This window comes from Streptomyces sp. NPDC043746 (assembly GCF_056436485.1).
This window is the reverse complement of the sequence record NZ_JBWKCM010000023.1, coordinates 58942-83120: the sequence shown is the minus strand read 5'-3', so window position 1 is coordinate 83120 and position 24179 is coordinate 58942. Positions and strand designations below refer to the sequence as shown.

General features: G+C 74.3%; 19 protein-coding genes. 14 read left to right on the top strand and 5 right to left on the bottom strand.

Annotated features, from left to right (window positions below; genetic code table 11):
- Positions 1-81: 81 nt before the first annotated feature.
- The 7 genes from AC0682_RS23240 (at position 82) to AC0682_RS23210 (ending at position 8262) form a co-directional block, all read left to right on the top strand.
- Positions 82-915 (top strand): M55 family metallopeptidase, encoded by an 834-nt coding sequence (locus AC0682_RS23240; protein ID WP_254811363.1) that lies wholly within the window; start codon positions 82-84, stop codon positions 913-915.
- The gene (locus AC0682_RS23235) at positions 908-2251 is read left to right on the top strand and encodes a M20/M25/M40 family metallo-hydrolase (RefSeq protein WP_478534933.1); all 1344 of its coding nucleotides are present in this window, start codon (positions 908-910) and stop codon (positions 2249-2251) included. The genes AC0682_RS23240 and AC0682_RS23235 overlap by 8 nt, the downstream gene beginning before the upstream one ends.
- A 55-nt stretch (positions 2252-2306) precedes the next feature.
- Positions 2307-4322: a S9 family peptidase gene (locus AC0682_RS23230; protein WP_478534932.1), complete on the top strand. Its 2016-nt coding sequence runs from the start codon at positions 2307-2309 to the stop codon at positions 4320-4322.
- Entirely contained in the window at positions 4319-5287 is a 969-nt protein-coding gene (locus AC0682_RS23225; RefSeq protein ID WP_478534931.1) for a S66 peptidase family protein, read from the top strand. Before AC0682_RS23230 ends, AC0682_RS23225 begins: the two co-directional genes overlap by 4 nt.
- A 186-nt stretch (positions 5288-5473) precedes the next feature.
- Positions 5474-7231, top strand: a complete 1758-nt coding sequence (locus tag AC0682_RS23220) for a CocE/NonD family hydrolase (protein ID WP_478534966.1) — start codon at positions 5474-5476, stop codon at positions 7229-7231.
- A gap of 109 nt (positions 7232-7340) precedes the next feature.
- Positions 7341-7580: a lipopolysaccharide assembly protein LapA domain-containing protein gene (locus AC0682_RS23215; protein WP_478534930.1), complete on the top strand. Its 240-nt coding sequence runs from the start codon at positions 7341-7343 to the stop codon at positions 7578-7580.
- Positions 7581-7665: 85 nt separating this feature from the next.
- Positions 7666-8262 carry a GNAT family N-acetyltransferase gene (locus AC0682_RS23210; protein WP_478534929.1) on the top strand — a complete coding sequence of 199 codons (597 nt, stop codon included), beginning with the start codon at positions 7666-7668 and terminating at the stop codon, positions 8260-8262.
- Positions 8263-8439: 177 nt separating this feature from the next.
- Here AC0682_RS23210 and AC0682_RS23205 read toward each other — a convergent pair whose 3' ends face one another.
- Positions 8440-8793 carry a VOC family protein gene (locus AC0682_RS23205; protein ID WP_478534928.1) on the bottom strand — a complete coding sequence of 118 codons (354 nt, stop codon included), beginning with the start codon at positions 8791-8793 and terminating at the stop codon, positions 8440-8442.
- 106 nt (positions 8794-8899) lie between these two features.
- Here AC0682_RS23205 and AC0682_RS23200 point away from each other — a divergent pair, with 106 nt between their 5' ends.
- Positions 8900-9397 carry an N-acetyltransferase family protein gene (locus AC0682_RS23200; RefSeq protein ID WP_478534927.1) on the top strand — a complete coding sequence of 166 codons (498 nt, stop codon included), beginning with the start codon at positions 8900-8902 and terminating at the stop codon, positions 9395-9397.
- A gap of 21 nt (positions 9398-9418) precedes the next feature.
- Here the strand turns inward: AC0682_RS23200 and AC0682_RS23195 are convergent, their stop codons facing one another.
- On the bottom strand, positions 9419-10243 hold the full coding sequence (locus AC0682_RS23195) for a methyltransferase domain-containing protein (RefSeq protein WP_478534926.1): 825 nt from the start codon (positions 10241-10243) through the stop codon (positions 9419-9421).
- Between the two features lie 112 nt (positions 10244-10355).
- Complete coding sequence (locus tag AC0682_RS23190; RefSeq protein WP_478534925.1) at positions 10356-11861, bottom strand: phosphatase PAP2 family protein; 1506 nt, start codon at positions 11859-11861, stop codon at positions 10356-10358.
- 223 nt (positions 11862-12084) lie between these two features.
- Here AC0682_RS23190 and AC0682_RS23185 point away from each other — a divergent pair, with 223 nt between their 5' ends.
- Complete coding sequence (locus AC0682_RS23185; protein ID WP_478534924.1) at positions 12085-13290, top strand: aminotransferase class I/II-fold pyridoxal phosphate-dependent enzyme; 1206 nt, start codon at positions 12085-12087, stop codon at positions 13288-13290.
- Positions 13291-13335: 45 nt separating this feature from the next.
- Here AC0682_RS23185 and AC0682_RS23180 read toward each other — a convergent pair whose 3' ends face one another.
- The gene (locus AC0682_RS23180; protein ID WP_478534923.1) at positions 13336-13974 is read right to left on the bottom strand and encodes a DedA family protein; all 639 of its coding nucleotides are present in this window, start codon (positions 13972-13974) and stop codon (positions 13336-13338) included.
- Entirely contained in the window at positions 13971-14747 is a 777-nt protein-coding gene (locus tag AC0682_RS23175; RefSeq protein ID WP_478534922.1) for an MBL fold metallo-hydrolase, read from the bottom strand. The genes AC0682_RS23180 and AC0682_RS23175 overlap by 4 nt, the downstream gene beginning before the upstream one ends.
- A gap of 288 nt (positions 14748-15035) precedes the next feature.
- On the opposite strand from AC0682_RS23175, the gene AC0682_RS23170 reads away from it, so the two are divergent.
- From AC0682_RS23170 to secD, 5 genes are all read left to right on the top strand, one after another.
- On the top strand, positions 15036-17192 hold the full coding sequence (locus AC0682_RS23170; RefSeq protein ID WP_478534965.1) for a phage holin family protein: 2157 nt from the start codon (positions 15036-15038) through the stop codon (positions 17190-17192).
- A 123-nt stretch (positions 17193-17315) separates the two neighbouring features.
- A complete protein-coding gene (ligA, locus tag AC0682_RS23165; RefSeq protein ID WP_478534921.1) occupies positions 17316-19664 on the top strand; it encodes an NAD-dependent DNA ligase LigA in 2349 nt (782 codons plus the stop codon).
- A 566-nt stretch (positions 19665-20230) separates the two neighbouring features.
- Positions 20231-20941, top strand: coding sequence for a rod shape-determining protein (locus AC0682_RS23160; RefSeq protein WP_478534964.1), 711 nt, complete (start codon positions 20231-20233; stop codon positions 20939-20941).
- Between the two features lie 53 nt (positions 20942-20994).
- A complete protein-coding gene (locus tag AC0682_RS23155; RefSeq protein WP_478534920.1) occupies positions 20995-21681 on the top strand; it encodes a hypothetical protein in 687 nt (228 codons plus the stop codon).
- A gap of 35 nt (positions 21682-21716) precedes the next feature.
- A complete protein-coding gene (gene secD / locus AC0682_RS23150; protein WP_478534919.1) occupies positions 21717-24035 on the top strand; it encodes a protein translocase subunit SecD in 2319 nt (772 codons plus the stop codon).
- The last annotated feature ends 144 nt before the right edge of the window (positions 24036-24179 follow it).

The window sequence follows — 24179 nt, the reverse complement described above, 5'->3', positions numbered from 1 at the left end:
GGGAGAGCTTCGGCCGACCGGACCTCCCCCGGGCCGACCCTCCCTGGCCCCCACCGCGCGCGGGGCGTACGGTGTGGCGGCATGAAGATCCTCATCAGCGCCGACATGGAGGGCGCCACCGGAGTGACCTGGCCGGCCGACGTGCTGCCGGGCACCCCGCAGTGGGAGCGCTGCCGACCGATGTTCACCTCCGACGTGAACGCCGCCGCCCTCGGGTTCTTCGACGGCGGCGCCGACGAGGTGCTGGTCAACGAGGCCCACTGGTCGATGCGCAACCTCCTGCTGGAGCAGCTGGACGACCGGGTGCAGATGCTCACCGGCCGGCACAAGTCGCTCTCCATGGTGGAGGGCATCCAGCACGGGGACGTGGACGCGGTCGCCTTCGTCGGCTACCACACGGGGGCTGGTACGGAGGGGGTCCTCGCCCACACCTACCTCGCCAACTCCATCACCGGCGTCTGGCTCGACGGGGTCCGCGCGAGCGAGGGACTGCTCAACGCGCACGTGGCCGCCGAATACGGCGTGCCCGTCGTCCTCGTCACCGGCGACGACCTGACCTGCGTGGACGCCGAGGGGTACGCGCCCGGGGCCCGCAAGGTGGCCGTCAAGGACTATGTGTCGCGGTACGCGGCCGTCTGCCGCACTCCCGCCCGTACCGCCGCCGACATCCGTGCCGCCGCGCGGGAGGCCACCGCGCTCGCCGGACCGCGGACGCCCGTCACCGGTGCGGCGTACACCGTGGAGCTGGAGTTCGACGCCGAGCATCTGGCCGCCGCCGCGACCGTGGTGCCCGGTGTGGCGCCCAGCGGCGAGAGACGCGTCGCCTACACGAGCGCGACGATGCACGAAGGTATTCGCACGTTCAAGGCGGTGACGACGATCGTGTCGGCCGCCGTGGAGGAACAGTATGGCTGAGACCACCGACCCGCTCGGCCCCGTGGACCGGCAGGCGCTCGACGAGGTGGTGACCTTCACCTCCGAGCTGATCCGGATCGACACCACCAACCGGGGCGGCGGTGACTGCCGGGAGCGCCCGGCCGCCGAGTACGCCGCCGAGCGGCTCGCGGACGCCGGGATCGAGCCGGTGCTGCTGGAGCGCACCCCCGGCCGGACCAACGTCGTCGCCCGGATCCCCGGAACCGACCCGTCCGCCGACGCACTGCTGGTCCACGGCCACCTGGACGTGGTGCCCGCCGAGCCCGCCGACTGGTCCGTCCACCCGTTCTCCGGAGAGGTCCGCGACGGGGTGGTGTGGGGGCGCGGGGCCGTCGACATGAAGAACATGGACGCGATGGTCCTCGCCGTCGTCCGCGGCTGGGCCCGCGAGGGATTCCGGCCGCCGCGGGACATCGTCATCGCCTACACCGCCGACGAGGAGGACAGCGCCGTCGACGGCTCCGGCTTCCTCGCCGACCGGCACGCCGGACTCTTCGAAGGGTGTACGGAAGGGATCAGCGAGTCCGGGGCGTTCACCTTCCACGCCGGACACGGCCTGTCCCTCTATCCGATCGCGGCGGGCGAACGCGGGACCGGCTGGCTGAAGCTGACCGCCGAGGGCCGGGCGGGACACGGCTCCAAGGTCAACCAGGAGAACGCGGTGACCGCAGTGGCCGCCGCCGTCGCCCGGATCGGTGCGTACGAGTGGCCCCTCCGCCTCACCCCGACCGTCCGCGCCGCCATCACCGAGATCGCCGCCCTGCACGGCATCGCCGTCGACCTGGACGACCCCGGGCTCGACGTCCCCCAACTCCTCGCCAAGCTCGGCCCGGCCGCCGCCCTCGTCCAGAACACCATCCGCAACAGCAGCAACCCGACGATGCTGAACGCCGGTTACAAGGTCAACGTCATCCCCGGCCACGCCACCGCCTTCATCGACGGGCGCACGGTGCCCGGCGGCGACGAGGAGTTCCACGAGACCCTGGACCGGCTCACCGGCCCCCTCGTCTCCTGGGAGTTCTACCATCGCGAACAGGCCCTCCAGGCCCCGGTCGACTCACCCACGTACGCCAAACTCCGCGCCGCCGTCGAGAAGTTCGACCCCGCAGCGCACACCGTCCCGTACTGCATGTCCGGGGGCACCGACGCCAAGCAGTTCGCCCGGCTCGGCATCACCGGCTACGGCTTCTCGCCGCTCAAGCTGCCCCCGGGCTTCGACTACCAGGCGCTCTTCCACGGCGTCGACGAGCGCGTCCCCGTCGACGCCCTCCACTTCGGCGTCCGCGTCCTCGACCACTATCTGCGCACCGCCTGACCAGCACCGCTCCGTTCCCGCGCACCGCCCGACCGCTCCAGGGGGGACCTCCACCGTGAACACCGTGCCCGAAGCCCCGTACGGTTCCTGGCCGTCACCGATCGACTCGGCCCTCGCCGCCTCGCACGACGGCCGCCCCGACCACCTCTCCACCGTCGGGGACGAGGTGTGGTGGACCGAGCCGCGCCCGGCCGAGGGCGGCCGCCGCGCCCTGGTGCGCCGCCGCCCGGACGGCACCACCGAGCCCGTGCTGCCCGCCCCGTGGAACCCGCGCAGCCGGGTGATCGAGTACGGCGGTCAGCCCTGGGCGGGCGTGGTGCGCGAGGAGGGAGGGCCGCTTCTCGTGTTCGTCGACTTCGCGGACCAGCGGCTGTACGCGTACGCCCCCGACGGCCCGGACGCGCCCCGGCCCCTCACCCCGGTCTCGGACCTCGGCGGCGGACTGCGCTGGGTGGATCCCCAGGTGCGCCCGGACCGGGGCGAGCACGGCGAAGTCTGGTGCGTGATGGAGGAGTTCACCGGCCCCGGGCCCACCGACGTACGCCGGGTGATCGCGGCCGTACCGCTGGACGGTTCGGCCGCCGACGACCGCTCCGCCGTACGTGAACTCTCCGACGGGCGGCACCGGTTCGTCACCGGCCCCCGGGTCTCGCACGACGGTCGGCGGGCCGCCTGGATCGCCTGGGACCACCCCCGGATGCCGTGGGACGGCACGGTGGTGATGCTCGCGGAGATCACGGAGAACGGTGAGTTCACCGGTGTACGGCCCCTGGTGGGCGACGTCGACGAGTCGGTCTGCCAGGTCGAGTGGGACGCCGACGGCAGCCTCCTCTTCGTCTCCGACCTGGCCGACTGGTGGGAACTCCAGCGCATCCGTCCCGACGCCGTGGCCGGGGGCGTGGTGCCCAGCAGCCGTCTTCTGCCGCCCCGGGGCGAGGAGTTCGGCGGGCCGCTGTGGAAGATCGGGCTGCGCTGGTTCCACCCGCTGGAGAACGGGCTGATCGCCGTCCTGCACGGCCGGGGCTCCCAGCGGCTCGGCATCCTCGACCCGGAGACCGGTGAACTCGCCGACGTCCCCGGCCACTGGACCGCCTGGGCCGAGACCCTCGCCGTGCACGGCAGCCGGGTCGTCGGCGTCGCGGCGAGCCCGCACACCGGCTACGAGGTCGTCGAACTGGACACCGCCACCGGGCGCACCCGGGTCATCGGTTCCGCTCACCGGGACGCGGTCGACCCGGCCTACCTCCCCGTACCGCAGGACCGGACGTTCACCGGCTCCGACGGCCGCGAGATCCACGCCCACATCTACCCGCCGCACCACCCCGAACGCACCGGCCCCCAGGGCGAACTGCCCCCCTACCTCGTGGCGGCGCACGGCGGACCCACCGCGCACGCCCCGCTCGTTCTCGACCTGGAGATCGCCTACTTCACCTCGCGCGGCATCGGGGTCGCCGTCGTCAACTACGGCGGCTCCACCGGCTACGGCCGCCGCTACCGTGAACGGCTCCGCGAACAGTGGGGAGTTGTCGACGTGGCGGACTGCGAGGCCGTCGCCGACGCCCTGGTCGCGGAGGGCGCGGCCGATCCCCGGCGGCTCGCGGTCCGGGGCGGCAGCGCGGGCGGCTGGACGGCCGCTGCCTCGCTCGTCAACACCGACCGCTACGCCTGCGCCACGATCCTCTTCCCGGTCCTGGACCTGGACGGCTGGTCCACCGAGGGCACCCACGACTTCGAATCGCAGTACCCGGAGTCGCTGATCGGCCCGGCCGCCGAGGCGCCCGAGCGCTACCGCGAACGCGCGCCGATCAACGGCACCGACCGGCTCACCGCCCCGTTCCTGCTGCTCCAGGGGCTGGACGACCTGGTCTGCCCGCCCGCCCAGTGCGACCGGTTCCTCGCCGCCATCGAAGGGCGCGGCGTACCGCACGCGTACATCGCCTTCGAGGGGGAGGGGCACGGGTTCCGGCGGGCGGAGACCCTGGTCCGGGCGCTGGAGGCCGAACTCTCCCTCTACGTACAGACATTCGGTATCGACCGGAGTGATGTGGAGCCGCTGGAGCTGAGGACGTGACGAAGGGCCCCGGGCGGGTGGCCCCCTCGGCCCCCCTGGCCCGGCCGCCCCGGCTGCGCCCCGGGGCGCGGGTCGCCGTCGTCGCACCCAGCGGACCGGTCCCCGCCGACCGGCTGGAGGCAGGGGTCGACGTGCTGCTCGGCTGGGGCCTGGAGCCCGTCGTGGCACCCCATGTCCACGACGTGCACCCGGAGTTGGACTATCTCGCCGGGGCTGACGCGGACCGGGCGGCCGACCTCCAGGCCGCCTGGTGCGATCCGTCCGTGGACGCCGTCCTCTGCGCTCGCGGCGGGTACGGCGCGCCCAGGATGGTGGACCTGCTCGACTGGGCGGCCATCCGGGCGGCCGGGCCCAAGGTCTTCGTCGGCTACAGCGACATCACCGCGCTGCACGAGGCGTTCGCGCTGCGCGCCGGATACGCCACCCTGCACGGCCCGATGGTCGCCACCGAGACGTTCCTCAAGGACGCGGCCACCCGGGAGCACCTGCGCGCCACGCTCTTCGAGCCGGAGAACGTCCGCACCCTCGGCCTGGAAACCGCCGCCGCCCTCGTCCCCGGGCGGGCCCGAAGCGTCCTGTACGGCGGCTGCGTCAGCCTCCTCGCCGCCGCCATCGGCACCCCGCACGCCCGGACCGACGCCCGGGGCGGGCTGCTGGCCATCGAGGACACGGGGGAGGAGCCCTACCGGCTCGACGGCATCCTCACCCGGCTGCTTCGCTCCGGTTCCCTGGACGGCCTGACCGGCGTGGTCTGCGGCTCCTGGCAGGGGTGCGGACCGTACGAGAAGGTCCGCGCGGTGCTGGCCGACCGGTTCGGGCCGCAGGGCATACCCGTGATCGAGGAGCTGGGGTTCGGTCACGGGCCGACCGCCCTGACGGTGCCGCTGGGCGTGCCGGCCGTGCTCGACGCCCCCGCGGACGGCGGCCGTTGCACGCTGACCGTCGAGGTCCCCGCGCTCCTCTAGGCACTCCCCGGGCCCGGCCCGAGCGCCGTCGGGGGTGGCCCTGGCCATGTGAAGGTCCGTCAACAACCGCCGTCCTGAGCGTTGACACGGCTATGACACGTGTCACAGCATGAGCGCGGTCCAGTACTAACCGGTCGGTATGGTGTCCCCGGTGTGGAGGTCTACGTGTCAGGTGCTGTTCCCGGCGTGCGCAACCCGCTCGTCGCCCTCGCGGCGGCCGCCCTCGCCGCCCCCCTCGTCCTCGCCGGCCCGGCCCACGCCGAGCCCGCCCCGTACACCGTCACCCCGCTGAAGTTCACCGTCCAGGCGGGCGCCCGCTCCTGCACGGTCGACGCCGATCTCTACCGCCCGGCGGGCGTCGACGCGGACCGCCCCGCCCCCGCCGTCCTCGCCACCAACGGCTTCGGCGGCAGCAAGTCCGACGGCTCGACCGACGCCATCGGCAGGGCCGTCGCCACCCGGGGCTACGTCGGGCTCGTCTACTCCGGCCTCGGCTTCGGCAGGTCCGGCTGCCTGATCACCCTGGACGATCCCGCCATCGACGGAAAGGCCGCGAGCCGACTCCTCGACTTCCTCGGCGGCACTCGCGCGGCGGACGACGGCACCCGCGCGGACTACGTCGTGAAGGACGGCGAGGGCGACCCGCGCGTCGGCATGATCGGCGGCTCCTACGGCGGCGCCATCCAGCTCGCCACCGCCTCCGTCGACCCCCGTCTCGACGCCCTCGTCCCGCTCATCACCTGGAACGACCTCGCCTACGCGCTCGCTCCCAACAACACCGGGGCGCGCACCGGCGTCACCTCCGACACCCCCGGCGTCTTCAAGTGGCAGTGGACCAACGGGTTCTACCTGATCGGCGAGGGCCAGCCGCTCCTCAACCCGAGCCTGGACCCCTCCCGCTTCAACCGCCTGGACTGCCTCCACTTCGCCGCCCAGGCCTGCGAGACCGTCCGCCTCCTCAATTCCGGCCGCTACCCGGCCGACAAGGCCGACGCGATGCTCGCCTACGCGCGCAGCGTCTCGCCCGTCTCCTACCTCGACCGGGTCAAGGCCCCCACCCTCGTCGTCCAGGGCCAGGCCGACAGCCTCTTCAACCTCAACGAGGCCACCGCCACCTACCGGACCCTCAAGGCGCAGGGCACCCCGGCCAAGATGATCTGGCAGTCCTGGGGTCACAGCGGCGGTCTGGCCCCCGGCGAACTCGACCTGAGTGAAGGCAATCTGGAGGCCAGCTACGTCGGACAGCGGGTGCTCGCCTGGTTCGACCGGTACCTCCAGGGGAAGACGGAGACCGACACCGGACCCGAGTTCGCCTACCACCGTTCCTGGCAGAGCGGTTACGGCACCGCCGACCGACTGCCCGCCCTCTCCCAGCAGCTGTACCTCTCGGGCGACGGCAAGCTCGTCGACAACCGCTCCAAGGTGGTCCGGGGTAGCCGCCAGTACACCAACTGGCCGGTCCCCACGAGCCATTCGGAGAGTTCGATCGCCCCGCTGATCGGACTGCCCGACCCGAAGCCGTACGACACCAAGGGCACCTACCTCGGCTGGCGCAGCGCCCCGCTCACCGCGCCCCTCGATGTGGTCGGCGCCCCGAAGGCCACCCTCAAGGTCGTCTCCCCGAAGGCGGAGCGGGTCCAGGACAGCGGGGACGCCTCCGACAAGCTCGTCCTCTTCGCCAAGGTGTACGACGTCGCCCCCGACGGCACCAGGACCCTGGTGAACCGGCTCGTCTCGCCGGTCCGGGTCCCCGATGTGACCCGGCCCTTCACGGTGGAGCTGCCCGGCATCGTCCACCGGTACGGGAAGGGGCACCGGCTGGAGTTCGTGATCGCCGCCAGCGACACCGCGTACTTCGGCAACCGGGGCATCAAGCCCGTCACCGTGGTCAGCGCCCCCGAGGACACCGGTGTCCTGGAGCTCCCGGTGGTCCCGGCCGGCTGACCCCGTCCTCGCGGTGGCGTTCACCCGAATGGTCGAACACCACCGCCCTTCGGGCCCGGCGCCGGGCCATGCTGGGAATCTCCGGGGGCGGCGGCGGAAGGACCCGGCCATGAGTCCCAAGGACGTGACGAGCGGCGGCAGGCGCGGTACCGGGCTGTGGACCCCGGGGCGCGTCGCCGTCGCGGCGCTGATCGCACTGGTCATCGTGTTCATCTGCGTGAACACCCAGAAGGTGACCATCCGGGTGATCATCCCCGAGGTGACCATGCCCCTCTGGCTCGCCCTGCTCGCCATGTTCCTCATCGGGCTGGTCTGCGGCGGCTACGTGTTCCGCCGCAAGGGCAAGTGACGCGGCGTACGGGTGTGTGACGGTACGGGCACCCGGCGGAGCGCATCTCCCCGCCCGGCGCCCGTACCCGTCGTACGCTGGGGCGATGCCAGATCCGAACGGCCACCGGCCACCGACCGGCACCGGCCCGTACCTCGCCGAAGGCCCCCGGACCGCCCTGCGCCGCTTCACCGAGGCCGACGCGGCGGAGTTCACCGCCCGCGCCCGGGAGAGCCGCGCCCACCACCACCCGTGGCTCTTCCCGCCCGAGCGGCCCGACACCTACGCCGCGTACGCCGAGACCCTCGCCCGGGACCCGGCCCGCGAAGGCTTCCTCGTCTGCGAGCGGGGCGAGGGGGGCGACCGGGGGGAGGGCGGTGCGGACGGCGCCATCGCCGGGTTCATCAACATCAACAACATCGTCCTCGGCGGCTTTCGCTGCGGCGCCCTCGGCTACGGGGCCTTCGCCCACGCGACCGGGCGCGGACTGATGGGCGAGGCGCTCGGCCTGGTCATGGACCTCGCCTTCGGGCCGCTCGGCCTGCACCGCCTGGAAGCCAACATCCAGCCCGGCAACGCGGCCTCCATCGCCCTGGTCCGGCGGGCCGGATTCCGCCTGGAGGGGTTCTCGCCCGACTTCCTCCACATCGACGGCGCCTGGCGCGACCACGAACGCTGGGCGATCACCGCACCAACGCCCTGAGCCCCGCAAGCCGCTACGCGGTCCGCCACGCCGTCGCCCGCTCCACCCGCATCCGCGCGGGCGGATCGAAGAGCGCGGTCCACCCGGGCGCGACGGCGGGCGCCCTCCTCGCGGACCTCGTCGTCGGAGCACTCGCACCGCAGGCCTGACGCGTCTGCCCCGATCGGGATACGCGGCTCAGACCGTGACCTTGCGGTCCACGTACTCGAAGACCGAGCCGTCCGGGTGGAGCGCGATCAGGTTGCGGCCCGCCGGGGTCGGCACCGGCCCCGCGACGATCCGCGCCCCTGCCCGGGTGAGCGCGGCGTTCGCCTCGTCGACGTCCTCCACGGCGATGGTCGCCCCCACCTTGCGCAGCACCTCCAGCTCGGATGCGGGGCCGCTCATCAGCAGGAAGCAGCCGATGGCGGCGACCGACACCCCGCCGCGCTCGAAGCGCTGGGCCGGGGTGCCCGTCAGCCCCTCGTAGAAGGCCACCGCGGCCTCCAGGTCGTCGACGCAGATACGCAGCGTGGTTCCGAGAATCTCCATGCGCACGAGGGTAATTGGCTAGCGCCGCTGGTGTGATCGATTCGGATCCGCTCCGGCCCGGCGGAATTCGGTTGCCGTGGTGCGGGTCCGGTGCCAGGGTCGCGTCATGGAACGACGTACGCCGCCGAAGCTCACCGTCCGGCCCTACCGGCCGCAGGACTGGGACGCCATCGCCCGCATCCACGACCTCGCGCGGCTGGACGAACTGCGGTCCACCGTCGGCGTCGAGGCCTTCCTGACGCTCGCCGAGACCCATGAGGAGGAGGGGCTCTTCGACGGTGACCTCTGGGTGGCGGAGGCGGACGACGGCACGGGGGAGGGGCCCCAGGTGGCCGGGTTCGCCGCGTTCGCGGACGCCGAACTGACCTGGCTGTACGTCGATCCCGCCCGCTACCGCCAGGGCGTCGGGCGGATCCTGCTCCGCCATGTGCTGAGCGCCGACGACTCCGACCGGATCGAGTGCACCGTGCTGGCCGGGAACGACAACGCCCGCGCCCTCTACGAGAGCGCGGGGTTCACGGTCGTGGAGACGAAGACCGGGAAGCTCGCCGGGAACGAACGGTTCGCGGCGACCGGACACGTCATGGAGTGGCACCGGCCCTGAGGCCGCGAGCGGCCCCGGCGGTCACGCTCGGCACAGCACCTCGCCGTGCGGGACCAGGAACCAGCCGTCGTCCTCCGCTCCCCAGCCGCGCCAGGTCTCCGCGATGGCCGTCAGCTCCCCGGTGCTCGCATGGCCGCCCCGTACCGCCAGTTCGGCGTAGACGGAGTCCGTCGTACGGTCCGCCCACAGCCCGCTCCACCAGGCCCGGGTCTCCGGGGTGGCGAAGCACCAGGCGGCGGCGGTCGGGGTGATGTCGGTGAACCCGGCCTGCCGTGCCCAGGACAGCAGCTTCCGGCCGGCGTCCGGGTCGCCGCCGTTCGCGCGGGCCACCCGCCGGTACACCTCCTGCCACTCCGTCAGCCCGGGCGTCTGCGGGTACCAGGCCATCGCCGCGTAGTCGCTGTCCCGCGCGGCCACCACCCCGCCGGGCCGGCAGACGCGCCGCATCTCGCGCAGCGCCCGCACCGGGTCGCCCACATGCTGGAGCACCTGGTGTGCGTGGACGATGTCGAAGGAGTCGTCGGGGAAGTCCAGCGCGTGCACATCGGCGACGGCGAACTCCACGTTCTCCAGGCCGCGTTCGGTGGCCACCGCCGCTGCCTGCTCCAGGATGCCGGTGCCGGTGTCGATGGCCGTCACCCGGCCCGGCGCGACCAGGGCGGCCAGATCGGCGGTGATGGTGCCGGGTCCGCAGCCGACGTCCAGCACCGCCATGCCGGGCCGCAGTTCACCGAGCAGGTAGCCCGCCGAGTTGGCGGCGGTCCGCCAGCGGTGCGAGCGCAGCACCGACTCGTGGTGGCCGTGGGTGTAGACGGCGGTCTCTTTCGGCGGGGCGGCGTCCGGCATGGCGGAGTCCTCTCTCGGTTCTCGGTACGGCGGTTGCGCGCTGCGGCCACCGTACGCCGCCATGCCGGATACTGAGATGAGTGTCTTGAATAATGGACCGTGCGGGTGGGTGTCAGAGGGGCATCGGGCAGTAGACGGTCAGCGCCTCCGGCAGCTTGTCGATGAGCAACTCCGTCCCGGAGTGGGCCACTTCGCCGTCGTAGGCGTACGGGGTCCCCGGTGCCAGACCGGCGATCCGCACCCGGCGCCGCCGCACCGCCGCATGGGCGGGGGAGCGGGTCAGGGGGCCGGCCACCGCCGCCGCCAGCAGCCGCAGTGCGGGCGTCCGGCCGCCGTGCACCACCCGCACGTCCAACAGCCCGTCCGCCAGGTTGTGGCGCCGACCGGGCGCCGGGCCGACCCGCTGGAAGAGGCCGTTGCCGACGAAGAGAAGCCACAACGGGCGTCTGCGCCCCTGGAGTTCGGCCTCCAGGGGTCGCCGTCCGCGCAGCAGGTGGAGGGCGGCGAGCACCCCCGCGGGCCAGCCGCCGATCCGGGGCGACCAGTGCTCCCGGGTCCGCACCAGCTCCGGATAGACACCCAGGCTGAACGCGTTGAGGAAGTAGCCGTCCGCCCCCTCGGGCCCCTTCGGGCCGGGGCGAAAGCGGCCCAGGTCGACCTGTATGGCATCGCCCGCCGTGAGCGCCGCCGCCGCTCCCTGGACCGTCTCGATGCCCAGGTCGTAGGCGAAGTGGTTCAGCGTCCCGCCCGGGAAGACGGCCAGCGGCAGGCTGTGCGTCGCCGCGACGGAGGCCGCCAGGTTGACCGTGCCGTCGCCGCCGCAGACCCCCAGCGCCCTGCCCCGGCCCGCCGCCTTCTCCATGGCGGTGGACAGGTCCTCGGGCGCGCACTCGACCACCTCGGCCCGCGGCAGCGCCTCACGCACCAGCGACGCGGTCGCGGTGGCCGTTCCGGAGGCCTTGTTCACCACGACCACGAGCCCCTTGCCGCCGGGCAGCGCGGGCGCCTCACCGGGCGGGCGGCCGGGCGCCGGGAGCTGCCCCCGGGTGGGGACGACCCCGCGCAGGGCGAACGCGGCCCCTATGCCGAGCGCGGCCCCGGCCAGCACGTCGCTCGGGTAGTGGACCCCGGTGTAGACGCGGGAAGCGGCCACCGCCGCCGCGACGGGCGCGACCACCGCGCCCCAGCCCTTCGACTCCAACGCCACCCCGGTGGCGAAGGCGGCGGCCGACGCGGCGTGACCGGACGGGAACGAGGTGGTCAGCGGCTGCCGCTTCAGCTGCCGCATCACCGGCACCTGATCGAGTATCGGCCGCTGCCGGCGGACCGCGCCCTTGCCGACCGTGTTGATCGCCGCCGAGGCCACGGCCAGCGACGCGACCCCGCGCAGCGCCGCGCGCCGGGACCGGGCGCTGGAGCCGAGGGCCGCGATACCGAGGGCCGTCCCGAACCAGAGCAGCCCGTGGTTGGCGCTCCGGCTCAGCTTGGGCAGCAGCGGGTCGGCGCCCGGCCAGTGCCGGCCGGCGACGCCGTGGAAGGCGGCCAGATCCCGTCCTTGCAGCCAGTGCCGGACCCGGTCGGCGGCGGGCATGGCGGACGAAGTGCGTGATGACGACATGGGCGACATGGCTCAGCGAATACCCGGCTGCCCGCCGATGAACCAGCAGGCGCGCTGAGAGCCCCACCACGCTCCACCGACTACCGGCACAACGGCCCAGGGCCGCCCCCGGCTCGCCCGGGTGCGCGGGTGAACGGGCGCCCCGGCCCGGATCTCCGTATAAAGGGCCCAGAGGGCGCCCCGGAACGGCGGACGGCCGTCCGGGGAGCGAGGAGGCCGGACCATGCACGAGGACCACGGGCCCGTCCGCTACGGGCCGCCCGCCCCCGACCCCGGCCTCCCCGTCCTCCCCGAACTGGCCGCCGTCCTCGCCGCCTCCGCGGACCGCACCCGTGCCGAGCCGCTCGGCGGCGGCCGCGCCCTGCGCGAGGCGGCCCGGGGCTACTGGGACCGGCGGGGGCTGCACGGCGGCCCGGAGGACATCGTTGCGGCCCCCGGCGACCAGCCGTTCCTCCTCGCCCTGATCGCCGCCCACGGCGGTGACGTCCTGATGCCCCGCCCCTGCCCGGCCACCTGGATGCCTCAGGCCCGGCTGCTCGGCCGGCCCGCCTACCAGGTGCCGACGCCCGCGGAGTGCGGGGGCGTCCCCGACCCGTACGCCCTGCTGGAGACCGTCCGCCGGGTGCGGGCCGAGGGCGGCCGGCCCAAGCTGCTGGTGCTCTCCGTCGCCGACGACCCCACCGCCACCGTCGCCCCGCCCGAGCTGGTGCGGGAGGCCTGCGAGGCGGCGGTCGGGGAGGGGATGCACATCATCAGCGACGAGACCTGGCGCGACACCGTGCACCGGCCCCGCGACACGGTCCTGCTCAGCCCCGCCGAGATGTGCCCCGACGACGTCACGGTGATCAGCGACCTCTCCGGAGCCCTCGCCCCCGCCGCCTGGCCCCTCGCCGTCGCCCGCTTCCCCGGCACCGGGCGGGGAGCGGTGCTCCGGGCCCGTACGCTCGACGTCCTCACCGCCCTCGGCGCCCTGGTCGCCGGACCCCTCGCTCCCGCCGCCGCCCACGCCCTGGGCGAACCGGAGGCCGTACGGGAACGAGTCCGCCAGGCCGCGCGGCTCCACGCCCAGGTGGCAGCCGCCGTCCACCGCGCGGTGCTCGGCGCCGGTGCGCTGGCCCGCCCCCCGCAGGCGGGCCGACACCTCTACGCGGACCTCGGCCCGCTCCGCGCCCGGCTGGCCTCGCTCGGCGTCACGGACTCCATGGAGCTGGAGGAGCACCTCACCGACCGGCTGGGCGCGCCGACCCCGGGCGGCCACCGCTTCGGGGACGAGCTGGGTGCCCTGCGCGTACGGCTCTCCACCGGGCCCCTGCTGGGCGCCACACCCGAGGAGCAGCGGGAGTCCCTGAGGGCGGCGGAGCCGCTGGAGCTGCCGCATGTGGAGCGGGCGCTGAGCCGGTTCGCGGCGGCCTTCGACGAGCTGCGGTGAGCGGAGGGGCCCGCGCGCAGCGGGTTCGGGCAGCCCCGGGCGGCCTCAGGCCGTCCCGTGGCCGAACCGCGCCCGCAGCTTCCGCCACACCGCCGGTGCCCCGCTGACCACCACGGTCAGCGCCACCGCCGCGACCACACCCTGCCACGGCTCCGGGAAGAGCGAGCCGCCGAGTATCCCGATCAACTGGTACGTCGCCGCCCAGGCCAGACACGCCGGCGCATCGCCCCGGGCGAACGTCCTGAGCGGCATCTTCCCCAGCAGACACGCCAGCATCACCGGAATGCGCCCCGCCGGTACCAGCCGGGAGAGCAGCAGCACCGTCCCGCCGTGCCCGGCCAGCCTCTCCCGCGCCTGCGTGAGCCGCTCCGGCGCGGCGCGGCGGGTGAGCGCCTGCAGCCACTTCGAACCGTTCTTCGAGCGCACCCCCCGCTGGCCCAGCCAGTACAGGCACACATCGCCCAGGAACGCCGCCGCCGAGGCCACCACGAAGACGAACAGCAGCGGGAACGGCGACGACTGGTGGAGCGCCACCACCGCCGCCGAACTCACCAGCGCCCCCGTCGGGATCACCGGCACCAACGACCCCAGCGCCACCAGAAGGAACAGCGTCGGATACCCCACGGCCTGCTGGGCCGACTCGGTGGGCAGCTCCCGCACCACCGACTGGAACCCCTGGATCACCGCCCGGCCTCCGGGCGGACCCGCTCGCCGTGGGAGAGCAGATGCACCGCCACCTCCGGCGCCCGCCTGCCCGCCTGCCGTACGAACTCGTCACCCGGCCCGTGGAACTCGTGCGGCCGCACCCCGTCCAGACCGATCGGCCAGTACGTGCCGAAGTGCACCGGCACCGCCGAGCGCGGCTCCAGCAGCCGCAGCGCCTGGGCGGCCCGGGACGCGTCCAGGTGCCCGTGCCCGAGATACGGGCCCCAGCCGCCCACCGGCAGCAGCGCCACATCCACCGCGCCCACCGCCTCGGCCATCTCGTCGTAGAGCCCGGTGTCCCCGGCGAAGTACGTACGGGCCTCGCCCTCGACCACGTAACCCAGCGCGGGCACCCGGCGCGGACCGAGGGGGAGTCGGCGGCCGTCGTGCAGCGCGGGGACCGCCCGCACCCGCACCTCACCCACCCGGACCTCGTCGCCCGCCCGCACCTCGGTGATCCGCAGGTCCAGCTTCCGGTGCAGCGACCGCAGCCCGGGGACCGCCGCGACCGCGCCGCTCGGCACGACCAGCCGGGTGCCGGGGGCCAGCCGGGAGAGCGAGGGGAGGTGCAGATGGTCGGAGTGCAGATGCGAGACGAGCACCACCTCCGCGAGGGCGGCCCGCGGCGGCGGCACCTCGCCCCGGCGCCGCCGCAGATGCGCGAGGCGCCGTACGAACAGGGGGTCGGTCAGCACCCGTACGCCGGAGTCCTCGATCGTGCAGGTGGCGTGACCCCACCAGGTGACCTCCACCGGTTACGTCCCGCCTCCTCGCTCGGCCTGTGCGACTCCCACGCCCACCTCCCCGAGGCAGGCGCCGGTGGTACGAGCCTAAGCGCCCCCCGCGCCCCCCACGACGGCCGGTGACGGGGACCGGCGCTGTGAAAGGCTGGGGAGCGGGCCTTTCGACCGCACGGGCCCGCAGGCGGAGAAGGGCATGAGGTGGACCGGGAGGGGACGAAGGGGACCGGCGTGGACGAGCGGAGACGGCCCGCGCCCGAGCGGCGTACGGCGGGGTGGCGCAGGGCCGGTGGCGCGCTGATGCGGATCGTCGCGGTCTGGGCGGTCTCCACCCTGACCATGCTCGCGCTCGCCGGGATCCTGCCCGACTTCCGGCTCCAGTCCGACGACGGCGACACCATCACCCGTACCGCGTTCACGGCGGCCTGGGGAGCGGGCGCCTTCGGCCTGCTCTCCGCGCTGGTGTGGCCCGTGCTCGTCCGCGCCCTGCTCATCGTGCCCGCGCTCGTGCTCGGCGCGCTGGTCTTCTTCCTCAACGGCTCGCTGCTGCTGATCGCGCTGAGCCTGATCCCGGACGGGCGGGGCGACGCCGCCCCCGAGACCGCCGTCGTGGTCGCCGCCGTGATGTCCGCCGTCGCCTCGGCCACCTCCACCGCGCTCGCCGTCCGCGACGACGAGGCCTACCGCCGCAGGCTCTCCCGCCTGGCCGACCGGCGCCGCAGACGCGGCTCCCCGAACACCGTGGAGCCCGACCGCGACGGACCGCCCGGCACGGTCTTCCTCCAGCTCGACGGAGTCGGCCACGACGTCCTGGTGAAGGCGGCGGCCGACGGGCTGATGCCCACCGTCGCCGGCTGGCTCGCCGACCCCTGCGGGCACCGCCTCACCCCCTGGCGCACCGACTGGTCCAGTCAGACGGGCGCCAGCCAGCTCGCCCTGCTGCACGGCTCCAACCACGACGTCCCCGCCTTCCGCTGGTACGAGAAGGAGACCGGCACCATCATGGTCTCCAGCCGCCCCGCCAGCGCCCTGGAGATGCAGCGCCGCGCCATCGCCCGCACCGGGGACGGCGGCCTCCTCACCATCGACGGGGCGAGCCGCGGCAACCTCTTCAGCGGCGGCGCGGGCCAGCTCGCCCTGGTCCTCTCCATGGCCGCCCGGCGCGGCAAGGGCCGCCGCTCCCGCTCCGGGTACTTCGCCTACTTCTCCGACCCGGCCAACGCCGTCCGCACCGCCCTCTCCTTCGCCGCCGAGGTCGGCCGCGAGATCGGCCAGTCGACCGGGGCCCGCGCCCGCAAGGTCGCCCCCCGGGTCAAGCGCGGCGGCCTCTACCCCTTCATCCGGGCCTTCGCCACCGTCGTCGAGCGCGATGTGGTCGTCGCCGCCGTGATCGGGGACATGTTCGCGGGCCGTACCGCGGTCTACGCCGATCTGGTCGCCTACGACGAGGTCGCCCACCACTCCGGACCGCACAGCCGCGATGCCGAGAAGGTCCTCCAGCGGCTCGACCGTTCGCTCGCGCTGATCGCCAAGATCGCGGACCACACCCCGCGTACGTACCGGATCGTGCTCCTCTCCGACCACGGGCAGAGTCCCGGGGAGACCTTCGCCGGACGGTACGGGCTGACGCTCAAGGACCTCGTACGGGCGGGCTGCGGGCTGCCCGTACGGCGGCGGGCCCGGGGCACCCACAGCGCCTCCGAGGCGCGCGACGCCGTTCGGATCGCCCTGCACCGGCCGCCCGAGGCGGAGGAACCGGAGGCGGAGCACCCGGCGAGGCGCTCCGACCCGATCGTGCTGGCCTCCGGCAACCTCGGCCTGATCTCCTTCCCCGACATCGAGGGGCGCGCCTCCCGCGAGGAGATCGACCGCCGCAACCCGGCCCTGCTCTCCACCCTCGCCAACCACCCGGGGATCGGCTTCCTCCTCGTACGCAGCGAGGAACACGGCTCCGTGGTGCTGGGGCCGGGCGGCGCCGAGGTCCCGGTGGACGCACTGGCCGACGGGGAGGGCCCGATCGCCGCCTTCGGCACCGGCGCGGCGGCAGCCGTGCGGCGTACCGACACCTTCCCGCACGTCGCCGACATCATGGTCAACTCCATGTACGACCCCGACTCCGGCACCGTGCACGCCTTCGAGGAGCAGATCGGCTCGCACGGCGGCCTGGGCGGCGAGCAGTCCCGGCCCTTCCTGCTCTGGCCGCGCGGGATGACCGACCCGCTCGACATCCTGGCCGCCGAGACCGCCGAGACCGCCGAGACCGCCGAGACCGCCGAGACCGCCGAGGGCGTGCCCCCGATGCCGGGCGGAGGGCTGGTGGGCGCGGAGGCGGTGCACCGGGTGCTCGACCGCTGGCTGACGGAGCTCTCCGGGCCCCAGGTGCCGGTGCGATCGGAGGGGCCCCCGGGCACCCCCCGCGCGGACGAGCCGATTCCGGGGCGGGGGACGGCGGTGTGAGCGGCCGGCTCCCTGGCGTGGTTGGTGGAGTCGACCGTTCCGCGGCTGGGCAGGGAGGCGCGGGAAGGGGTGGGGGAAGGCGCTGCCGGGGTGTTGTCAGTGGTGGGCGGCAGGATGGTCACCATGACGAACTCAGCCGCTGTGCTCGCCGATGCCGCCGCCTATGCCGCCGCGGTCGAAGAGGCCTCCCGGGCCGCCGCCGCGTACTACGCCACGGGCGAGAGCACCCTCGACGACGACGCCTACGACCGGCTGGCGCGGGGGATCGCCGCATACGAGGCGGAGCACCCTGGTGAGATACACGAGTCATCACCGACCGGGAAGGTGGCGGGCGGGGCCGCTGTCGGGGACGTTCCGCACACGGCGCCGATGCTCTCCCTGGACAACGTGTTCTCGGCCGAGCAGTTCGTGAGCTGGACCGCCTCGCTGGAGCGGCGCATCGGCAGACCGGTCGCGGCCTGGAGCGTGGAGCCGAAGCTCGACGGCCTCGCGGTCGCCGCCCGCTATCGGGCCGGCCGCCTGGAGCAGTTGATCACCCGGGGCGACGGCACGGCCGGCGAGGACGTCACGCATGCGGCGGCCGCGGTCGTCGGCCTGCCCGAGCGGCTGGACGCACCGGTCACGCTGGAGGTGCGCGGCGAGATCCTCATGACCGACGAGCAGTTCGAGCAGGGCAACGCGATCCGTACGGAGCACGGCGGCGCCCCCTTCGCCAACCCGCGCAACGGGGCGGCGGGCACCCTGCGCGCCAAGGACCGGGCCTACCGCGTGGAGACGACGTTCTTCGCCTACGGCGCCCTGCCGCTCGCCGATTCGGGCGAGATCGCCGAGACCCTCACCGAGCTGCCCCACAGCGAACTCCTCGCGTACGTCGCGGGGCTCGGCGTGCACACGGCCGCGGCCACGCAGGCGGCGCCGGTCCGGGTGTCCACCGTGGAGGAGGTGCGGGCGCGGGTGGAGGAGATAGCCGCCCTCCGGGCCGCGCTGCCGTTCGGTATCGACGGCGTCGTGATCAAGGCGGACCTCGCGGCCGACCAGCGCGAGGCCGGTTCCGGCACCCGGGCGCCGCGCTGGGCCATCGCCCACAAGCTGCCCGCCGTGGAGAAGATCACCCGCCTCCTCTCCGTCGAGTGGAACGTGGGCCGCACCGGCATCATCGCGCCGCGCGCGGTCCTGGAGCCCGTCGAGATCGACGGATCGACCGTCGGGTACGCCACCCTGCACAACCCGGCCGACATCACCCGCCGCGATCTGCGCCTGGGCGACCAGGTCATGGTCTACAAGGCGGGCGACATTATCCCGCGCGTCGAGGCCCCCGTCGCCCATCTGCGCACCGGGGACGAGACACCGATCGAATTCCCGGAGAGCTGCCCGCAGTGCGGCTCCGAGATCGACACGAGCGAGCAGCGCTGGCGCTGTACCCGGGGCCGCCACTGCCGCCTCGTCGCTTCCGTCTCGTACGCGGCGGGCCGCGACCAGCTGGACATCGAGGGGCTGGGGTCGACCAGGGTCGTCCAGCTCGTAGAGGCAGGCCTGGTCACGGACTTCGCCGACCTGTTCACCCTGGAGCGGGAGCAACTCCTCGCCCTGGACCGGATGGGGGAGACCTCCACCGACAATCTCCTCGCCGCCATCGAGTCCGCCCGCTCCCGCCCGCTCTCCCGGGTCTTCTGCGCCCTTGGCGTCCGGGGGACGGGGCGCTCCATGTCCCGCCGGATCGCACGGTACTTCGCGACCATGGACCACATCGTCGCCGCCGACGCCGAGTCCCTCCAGAGAGTGGACGGCATCGGCAAGGAGAAGGCCGCTGCGGTCGTCGAGGAGCTGGCGGAGCTGGCCCCGCTGATCGAGAAGCTCGTCCGGGCCGGGGTGACGATGTCGGAGCCGGGGGCCACCCCGCCGCCGGAGCCCGGCACGGAGGAGCAGCAGGGCGCGGGGGCCGGTGCGGAGCTGCCGTTGGCGGGGATGAAGGTGGTGGTCACGGGGGCCATGACCGGGGCACTGGAGAAGCTGTCGCGCAATCAGATGAACGAGCTGATCGAGCGGGCAGGCGGGAAGGCGTCCTCCAGTGTCTCCGCGCGCACCAGTCTGCTGGTCGCGGGGGAGAAGGCCGGGTCGAAGCGGAACAAGGCGGCGGAGCTGGGCATCCGGATCGCGGGGCCGGAGGAGTTCGCGGAGCTGCTGGCGGACTTCCTGGCGGAGGAGGGCGCGGCGGTCACGGAGACGGTGGCGCCCGGGGAGACCGGCGAGAGGGCGGGGGCCGTTGCGGTGGCGGAGGTTGCTGTGGAGGCGGCCGAGGACGCCGTGGCCGAGGCGTCGGCCGGGGCCGACGGCGTGGTGGCCGAGACCGGGGCCGGGGCCGGGCGGGGCGCCGGGGGCGCGGAGGTCGTGCGGGCCCTGCCGGTGCGGGCCGTGCCGACTACGCAGGTCAGGGAGGTGGTCGGGTCCATGGAGGGCGGCGTCGACGTCTGAGCAGGCCGGGAGTGCCTGCGCACCGGGGAGGAAGTGGCTTTCCCTCACCCGGTATTGCATAGTGAGGGCTTGGTCGTGCCTCGCTGTCAGCGGGCCGATGGGTGCGTGGGCGGCTGGGGACGGCCGGCCGGGGGTGAGGGGCGATGCGTTCTCCGTACGACGGACAGCGACGCGGCCGTGCCGTCCCCCGGCCGGGGTGGCCCGGCGAGGCGCGCGGCCCGCTCGGCGCCGCACCCGGCCGGTTCGCCGAGGAGGCCGGACCGCTCGGGGATCGCAGGCCGCTCGGCGGTCCTGGGCCGAGCGGTGAGCGACCCGGGGCCGGACATGGGCTCGGACCCGGGCCCGATCCTGGGCCGCTCGGGGATGCCGGGCCCCTCGATGAGAGGCCCCGGCCGTTCGGAGGACGTTCCGGACCGCTTCGTGACGGGAGCGCGGTCGGGAGGTCCGGGGCCGGGCGTGAGCCCGGGGCGCCCCGGGTGTGCCACGGACACCGCCGGCTCGGCGGCAGGACCGTGGCGGCCCGGGGACTCGCCCTGGACCTCGGCAGCTCCCGCACCCGTGCCTGGGTGCCCGGCCACGGCCTGGTCGCGGACCCGCTCCTCGGCAGCGGCCCCGACGGGGACGGAGAGCGGCCGGTCCGCCGCGGACGCATCGTCGACCCCGACTCGTGCGGGCGGCTCCTCGGCCGACTCGCGGACGCCGCCCTGGGGCCCGACCGGACGGACAGCGTGATCGTCCTCAGCCACCCCGTCCTCGCCGGAGCCGTCCACCGCGACGCCGCGCGCGAACTGCTCGCCGGGCTCGGGCCCACCCGCGTCCTGGTCCTCAGCAGCGCCCGGGCCGCCGCCGCGTACGCCGGGCCGCGCGACGCCGGTCCGCTGCTCGTCGTCGACATGGGCGCCGAGCTGACCGAGGTGACGCTCCTCGTCGGCGGCAGGATGGCGGACGCCCGGCAGGCCGAGACCGGGCTCAGCGACCTGGACCCGGCGACGCTGCCCGCCACCCTGGTCGGTACGGTCCTGGACATGGTGCAGTCCATGTGGCGCCAGGACCGGCACGGCGCGATCCGTGGTGCCCTGCGCAAGGGCCCGGTGCTCGCCGGCGGCGGGGCGCTGCGCCCCGAGGTCACCGACCGGATCGCCCGGTGCCTGGGCACGCCGGTGCGGCTGGCGGACGACCCGTCCACCACCGTCGTCCGGGGCGCCGGACAGATCCTTAGCTCCGTGCTCCGCCACGGGGCGACGCCCGCCGCCCTCCTGCCCGGCCCGGCGAGGTGACCCCGCACCCGGGGACGCCCCGGGGGAACGCGCTCCCGGTGCCGCCGGGCCCGGTGCAGGCGACCCGACGGGTGCTGGCCGCGCTGGTCCTCGCCGTGCTCACCCTGGTCGGCGGCGCCCCCGCTGCCGGGGCCGCGCTGCCCGTCGGCGCCCTGGGCAGCCTCGCGTCGGCGGTCGCGTACACACCGAGTGTCCCGGCGCCCGCCCCGCGGACCGACCGCACCGCCCACCCCGGTGGCCCGCACCACGATCTCCGGCGTACGCGGACGGCCCCGAGCGTCCCCGGCCCCGGGGGCCGCAACGCCCGCGGCCACCAGCACCCCACCGTCCGGACCGGCCCCGCCCGGCCCCAGACCCCGAAGCACCCGCAGCCTCAGTCCCAGAAGCACCATCCTCAGGCCCAGACCCTCCATGAGCGGTCACTGGCCGCCGGCGAGCCGACCACACGGGACCCCCGGGCCGGGATCGGCCGCGCCCACCTCACGGGCCACGCGCCGCCACCCTCGTACGAAGGGCTCCTGCCCTCCCCGGCCGGCCCGATCCTGCCGTACGGCCGTACGACGCGGTCCACGGTGGCCGCCTCCGCCACACCCTCCGGCCGCCGGGGCGCCCAGCCCGGTGTGCGGGGTCCTCCGGACAGCACGACCGCCGGTTCCCCGACCGGTCACCGGTCCAGCTGTTCGGCCGGTACCGGCCACCCGTCCCGCTGTTCTGCCGATCCGGCGTCGCGTCCTCGCTGAGGTGAGGGCGGCCGACGCCCCACCGGAGGATCTCCATGACTCGCGCCACCACGGTGCGAGCGGTCCTGGCTGCCGCCGTGCTGCTCGTCGCCGTCTTCATCTCGCTGACCATGTCACCCAGACTCGGCCTGGATCTCCAGGGCGGCACCCGTATGGTGCTCCAGGCCAAGGACTCCGCCACCGTCCAGGCGGACCGGGAGACCACGGACCGAACCCTGGAGGTCCTGCGCCAGCGCATCGACTCCCTCGGGGTCGCCGAACCCGTCCTCACCCGCTCCGGCGAGGACCGCATCATCGTCGAACTGCCCGACGTCCAGGACCCGCGCCAGGCCGCCGCGGTCATCGGCCGCACCGCCCAGCTCAGCTTCCACGCGGTCCTCGGCGCCGCGCCCCCCGGCACCGACCCCGCCGCCAAGCCCGAGACCGGGGAGAAGCGGCTGACCCTCCCCGACGAACAGGGCGCACAGCTCGACCTCGGCCCCTCCCGGCTCTCCGGCGCGGGCGTCAAGGACGCCACCGCCTACTTCGAGGCGCAGCAGGCGGCGGGCTGGACGGTGAAGCTCGACTTCCACAAGGACGCGGGCAAGGACTGGACGAAGCTGACCGGTGAGGCCGCCTGCCACCCCGCCGGGGACGAGCGCCGACGCGTCGCGATCGTCCTCGACGAGAAGGTCATCTCCTCGCCCCAGGTCGACCCCTCGGTCGGCTGCCAGGCCGGACTGCCGTCCGGCGGCACCCAGATCACCGGCTCCTTCAGCGCCAAGGAGGCCCGTGACCTGGCCCTGCTGATCAAGGGCGGCGCCCTGCCCGTGCCCGTCGAGATCATCGAACAGCGGACGGTCGGCCCGACGCTCGGCGCCCAGGCCATCGACGCCAGCACCCAGGCGGCGCTCATCGGCGCCGCCGCCACCGCGCTCTTCATCATCTTCGTCTACCGCCTCTTCGGCGCCCTGGCCGCCGTCGCCCTCGCCGCGTACGGAGTGATCTCGTACGCCGCACTCGTCGGCCTCGGCGTCACACTCACGCTCCCCGGCCTCGCCGGGTTCGTCCTGGCCATCGGGATGGCGGTCGACGCGAACGTCCTGGTCTTCGAACGGGCCAGAGAGGAGTGTCAGGCCCAGCCGACACGTTCTCTGCGCTCTGCGCTGACCACCGGCTTCCAGAAGGCGTTCAGCGCCGTGGCCGACTCGAACATCACCACGCTCCTCGCCGCAGGGCTGCTGTTCTTCCTGGGCTCGGGCCCGGTCAAGGGCTTCGGTGTCACCCTCGCCATCGGTGTGCTCGCCTCGATGTTCTCCGCGCTGGTCATCGCCCGCGCGCTCACCGAGATCGCGGCGGGCTCCCGTTTCGTCAGCGACTACCGGGGCGTCAACGGCGTCGCGAGCCCCGGCAGCGTACGGACCTGGCTCACCCGCAAGGATCCGCAGCTCTTCCGCAGGCCGGTCCGCTGGCTCGTCGTCTCCACCGCCCTGGTCGCCGTCGCGGTGGCGGGGATCGTGGTGCGCGGGATCGACCTGGGGGTCGAGTTCACCGGGGGCCGGCTGGTGGAGTACTCCACCAGCCGGCCGGTCGACGTCGAGACGGCCCGTTCCACGCTCGCCGCCGCGGGCTTCGGGGACGCCGAGATCACCACGGCGGGCGACGGCGACATCTCCGTACGCAGCGGAAAGCTCGACAACGACGGCGAGCACGCCCTGCGGGAGGCGCTGGCCACCGAGGGCGGTGAGACGACGAAGATCCGGGACGAGCTGATCGGCCCGAGCCTCGGTGACGAGCTGCGGCGCAACGCGTTGATCGCCCTGGGCGTCGCCGTGCTCGTGCAGCTGGCCTATCTGGCGGTCCGGTTCCGCTGGACGTTCGCCGTGGGGTCGGTGGCCGGGATGGTGCAGGACGTGATCATCCTGGTGGGGGCCTTCGCCTGGCTGGGGCGGCCCGTGGACGGTGTCTTCCTGGCCGCCCTGCTCACCGTCATCGGCTACTCGGTCAACGACTCGGTGGTGGTCTTCGACCGGGTGCGGGAGCTGTGGGGGCGCAACCGCAAGACACCCCTGGCCACGGTTGCGCGCAGGGCGGTCCTCCAGACCGTTCCGCGTACGGTCAACACCGGGATGGGCGCGCTCTTCATCCTGATCGCCCTCGCGGTGCTGGGCGGCGACACGCTGACGGACTTCGCGCTCGCCCTGCTCATCGGGGTCGTGGTGGGTTCCTGGTCGTCGGTCTTCACCGCCGTACCGGTCGCGCTCGTCCTGGAGCGCACCACCAGCGCACCGCCGCCCACGCCGGGGAAGTCCTCCCGGTCGGGGCGCGCCCGCACACCCCGACGCGAACCGGTGGACAACGGGGCCCGCGTCTGACCCCGTGCACTTCTGCTCGACCCCGTAGGCCCCTGCCGTGACGGCCACGGCAGGGGCCTACGGCCGACGCCCACGGCTACTGTCCCGCAATCCCTGGCGGGCGCCCGAAGACAGCCACGGCGCCTCACCGCAGGGGCGGAATGC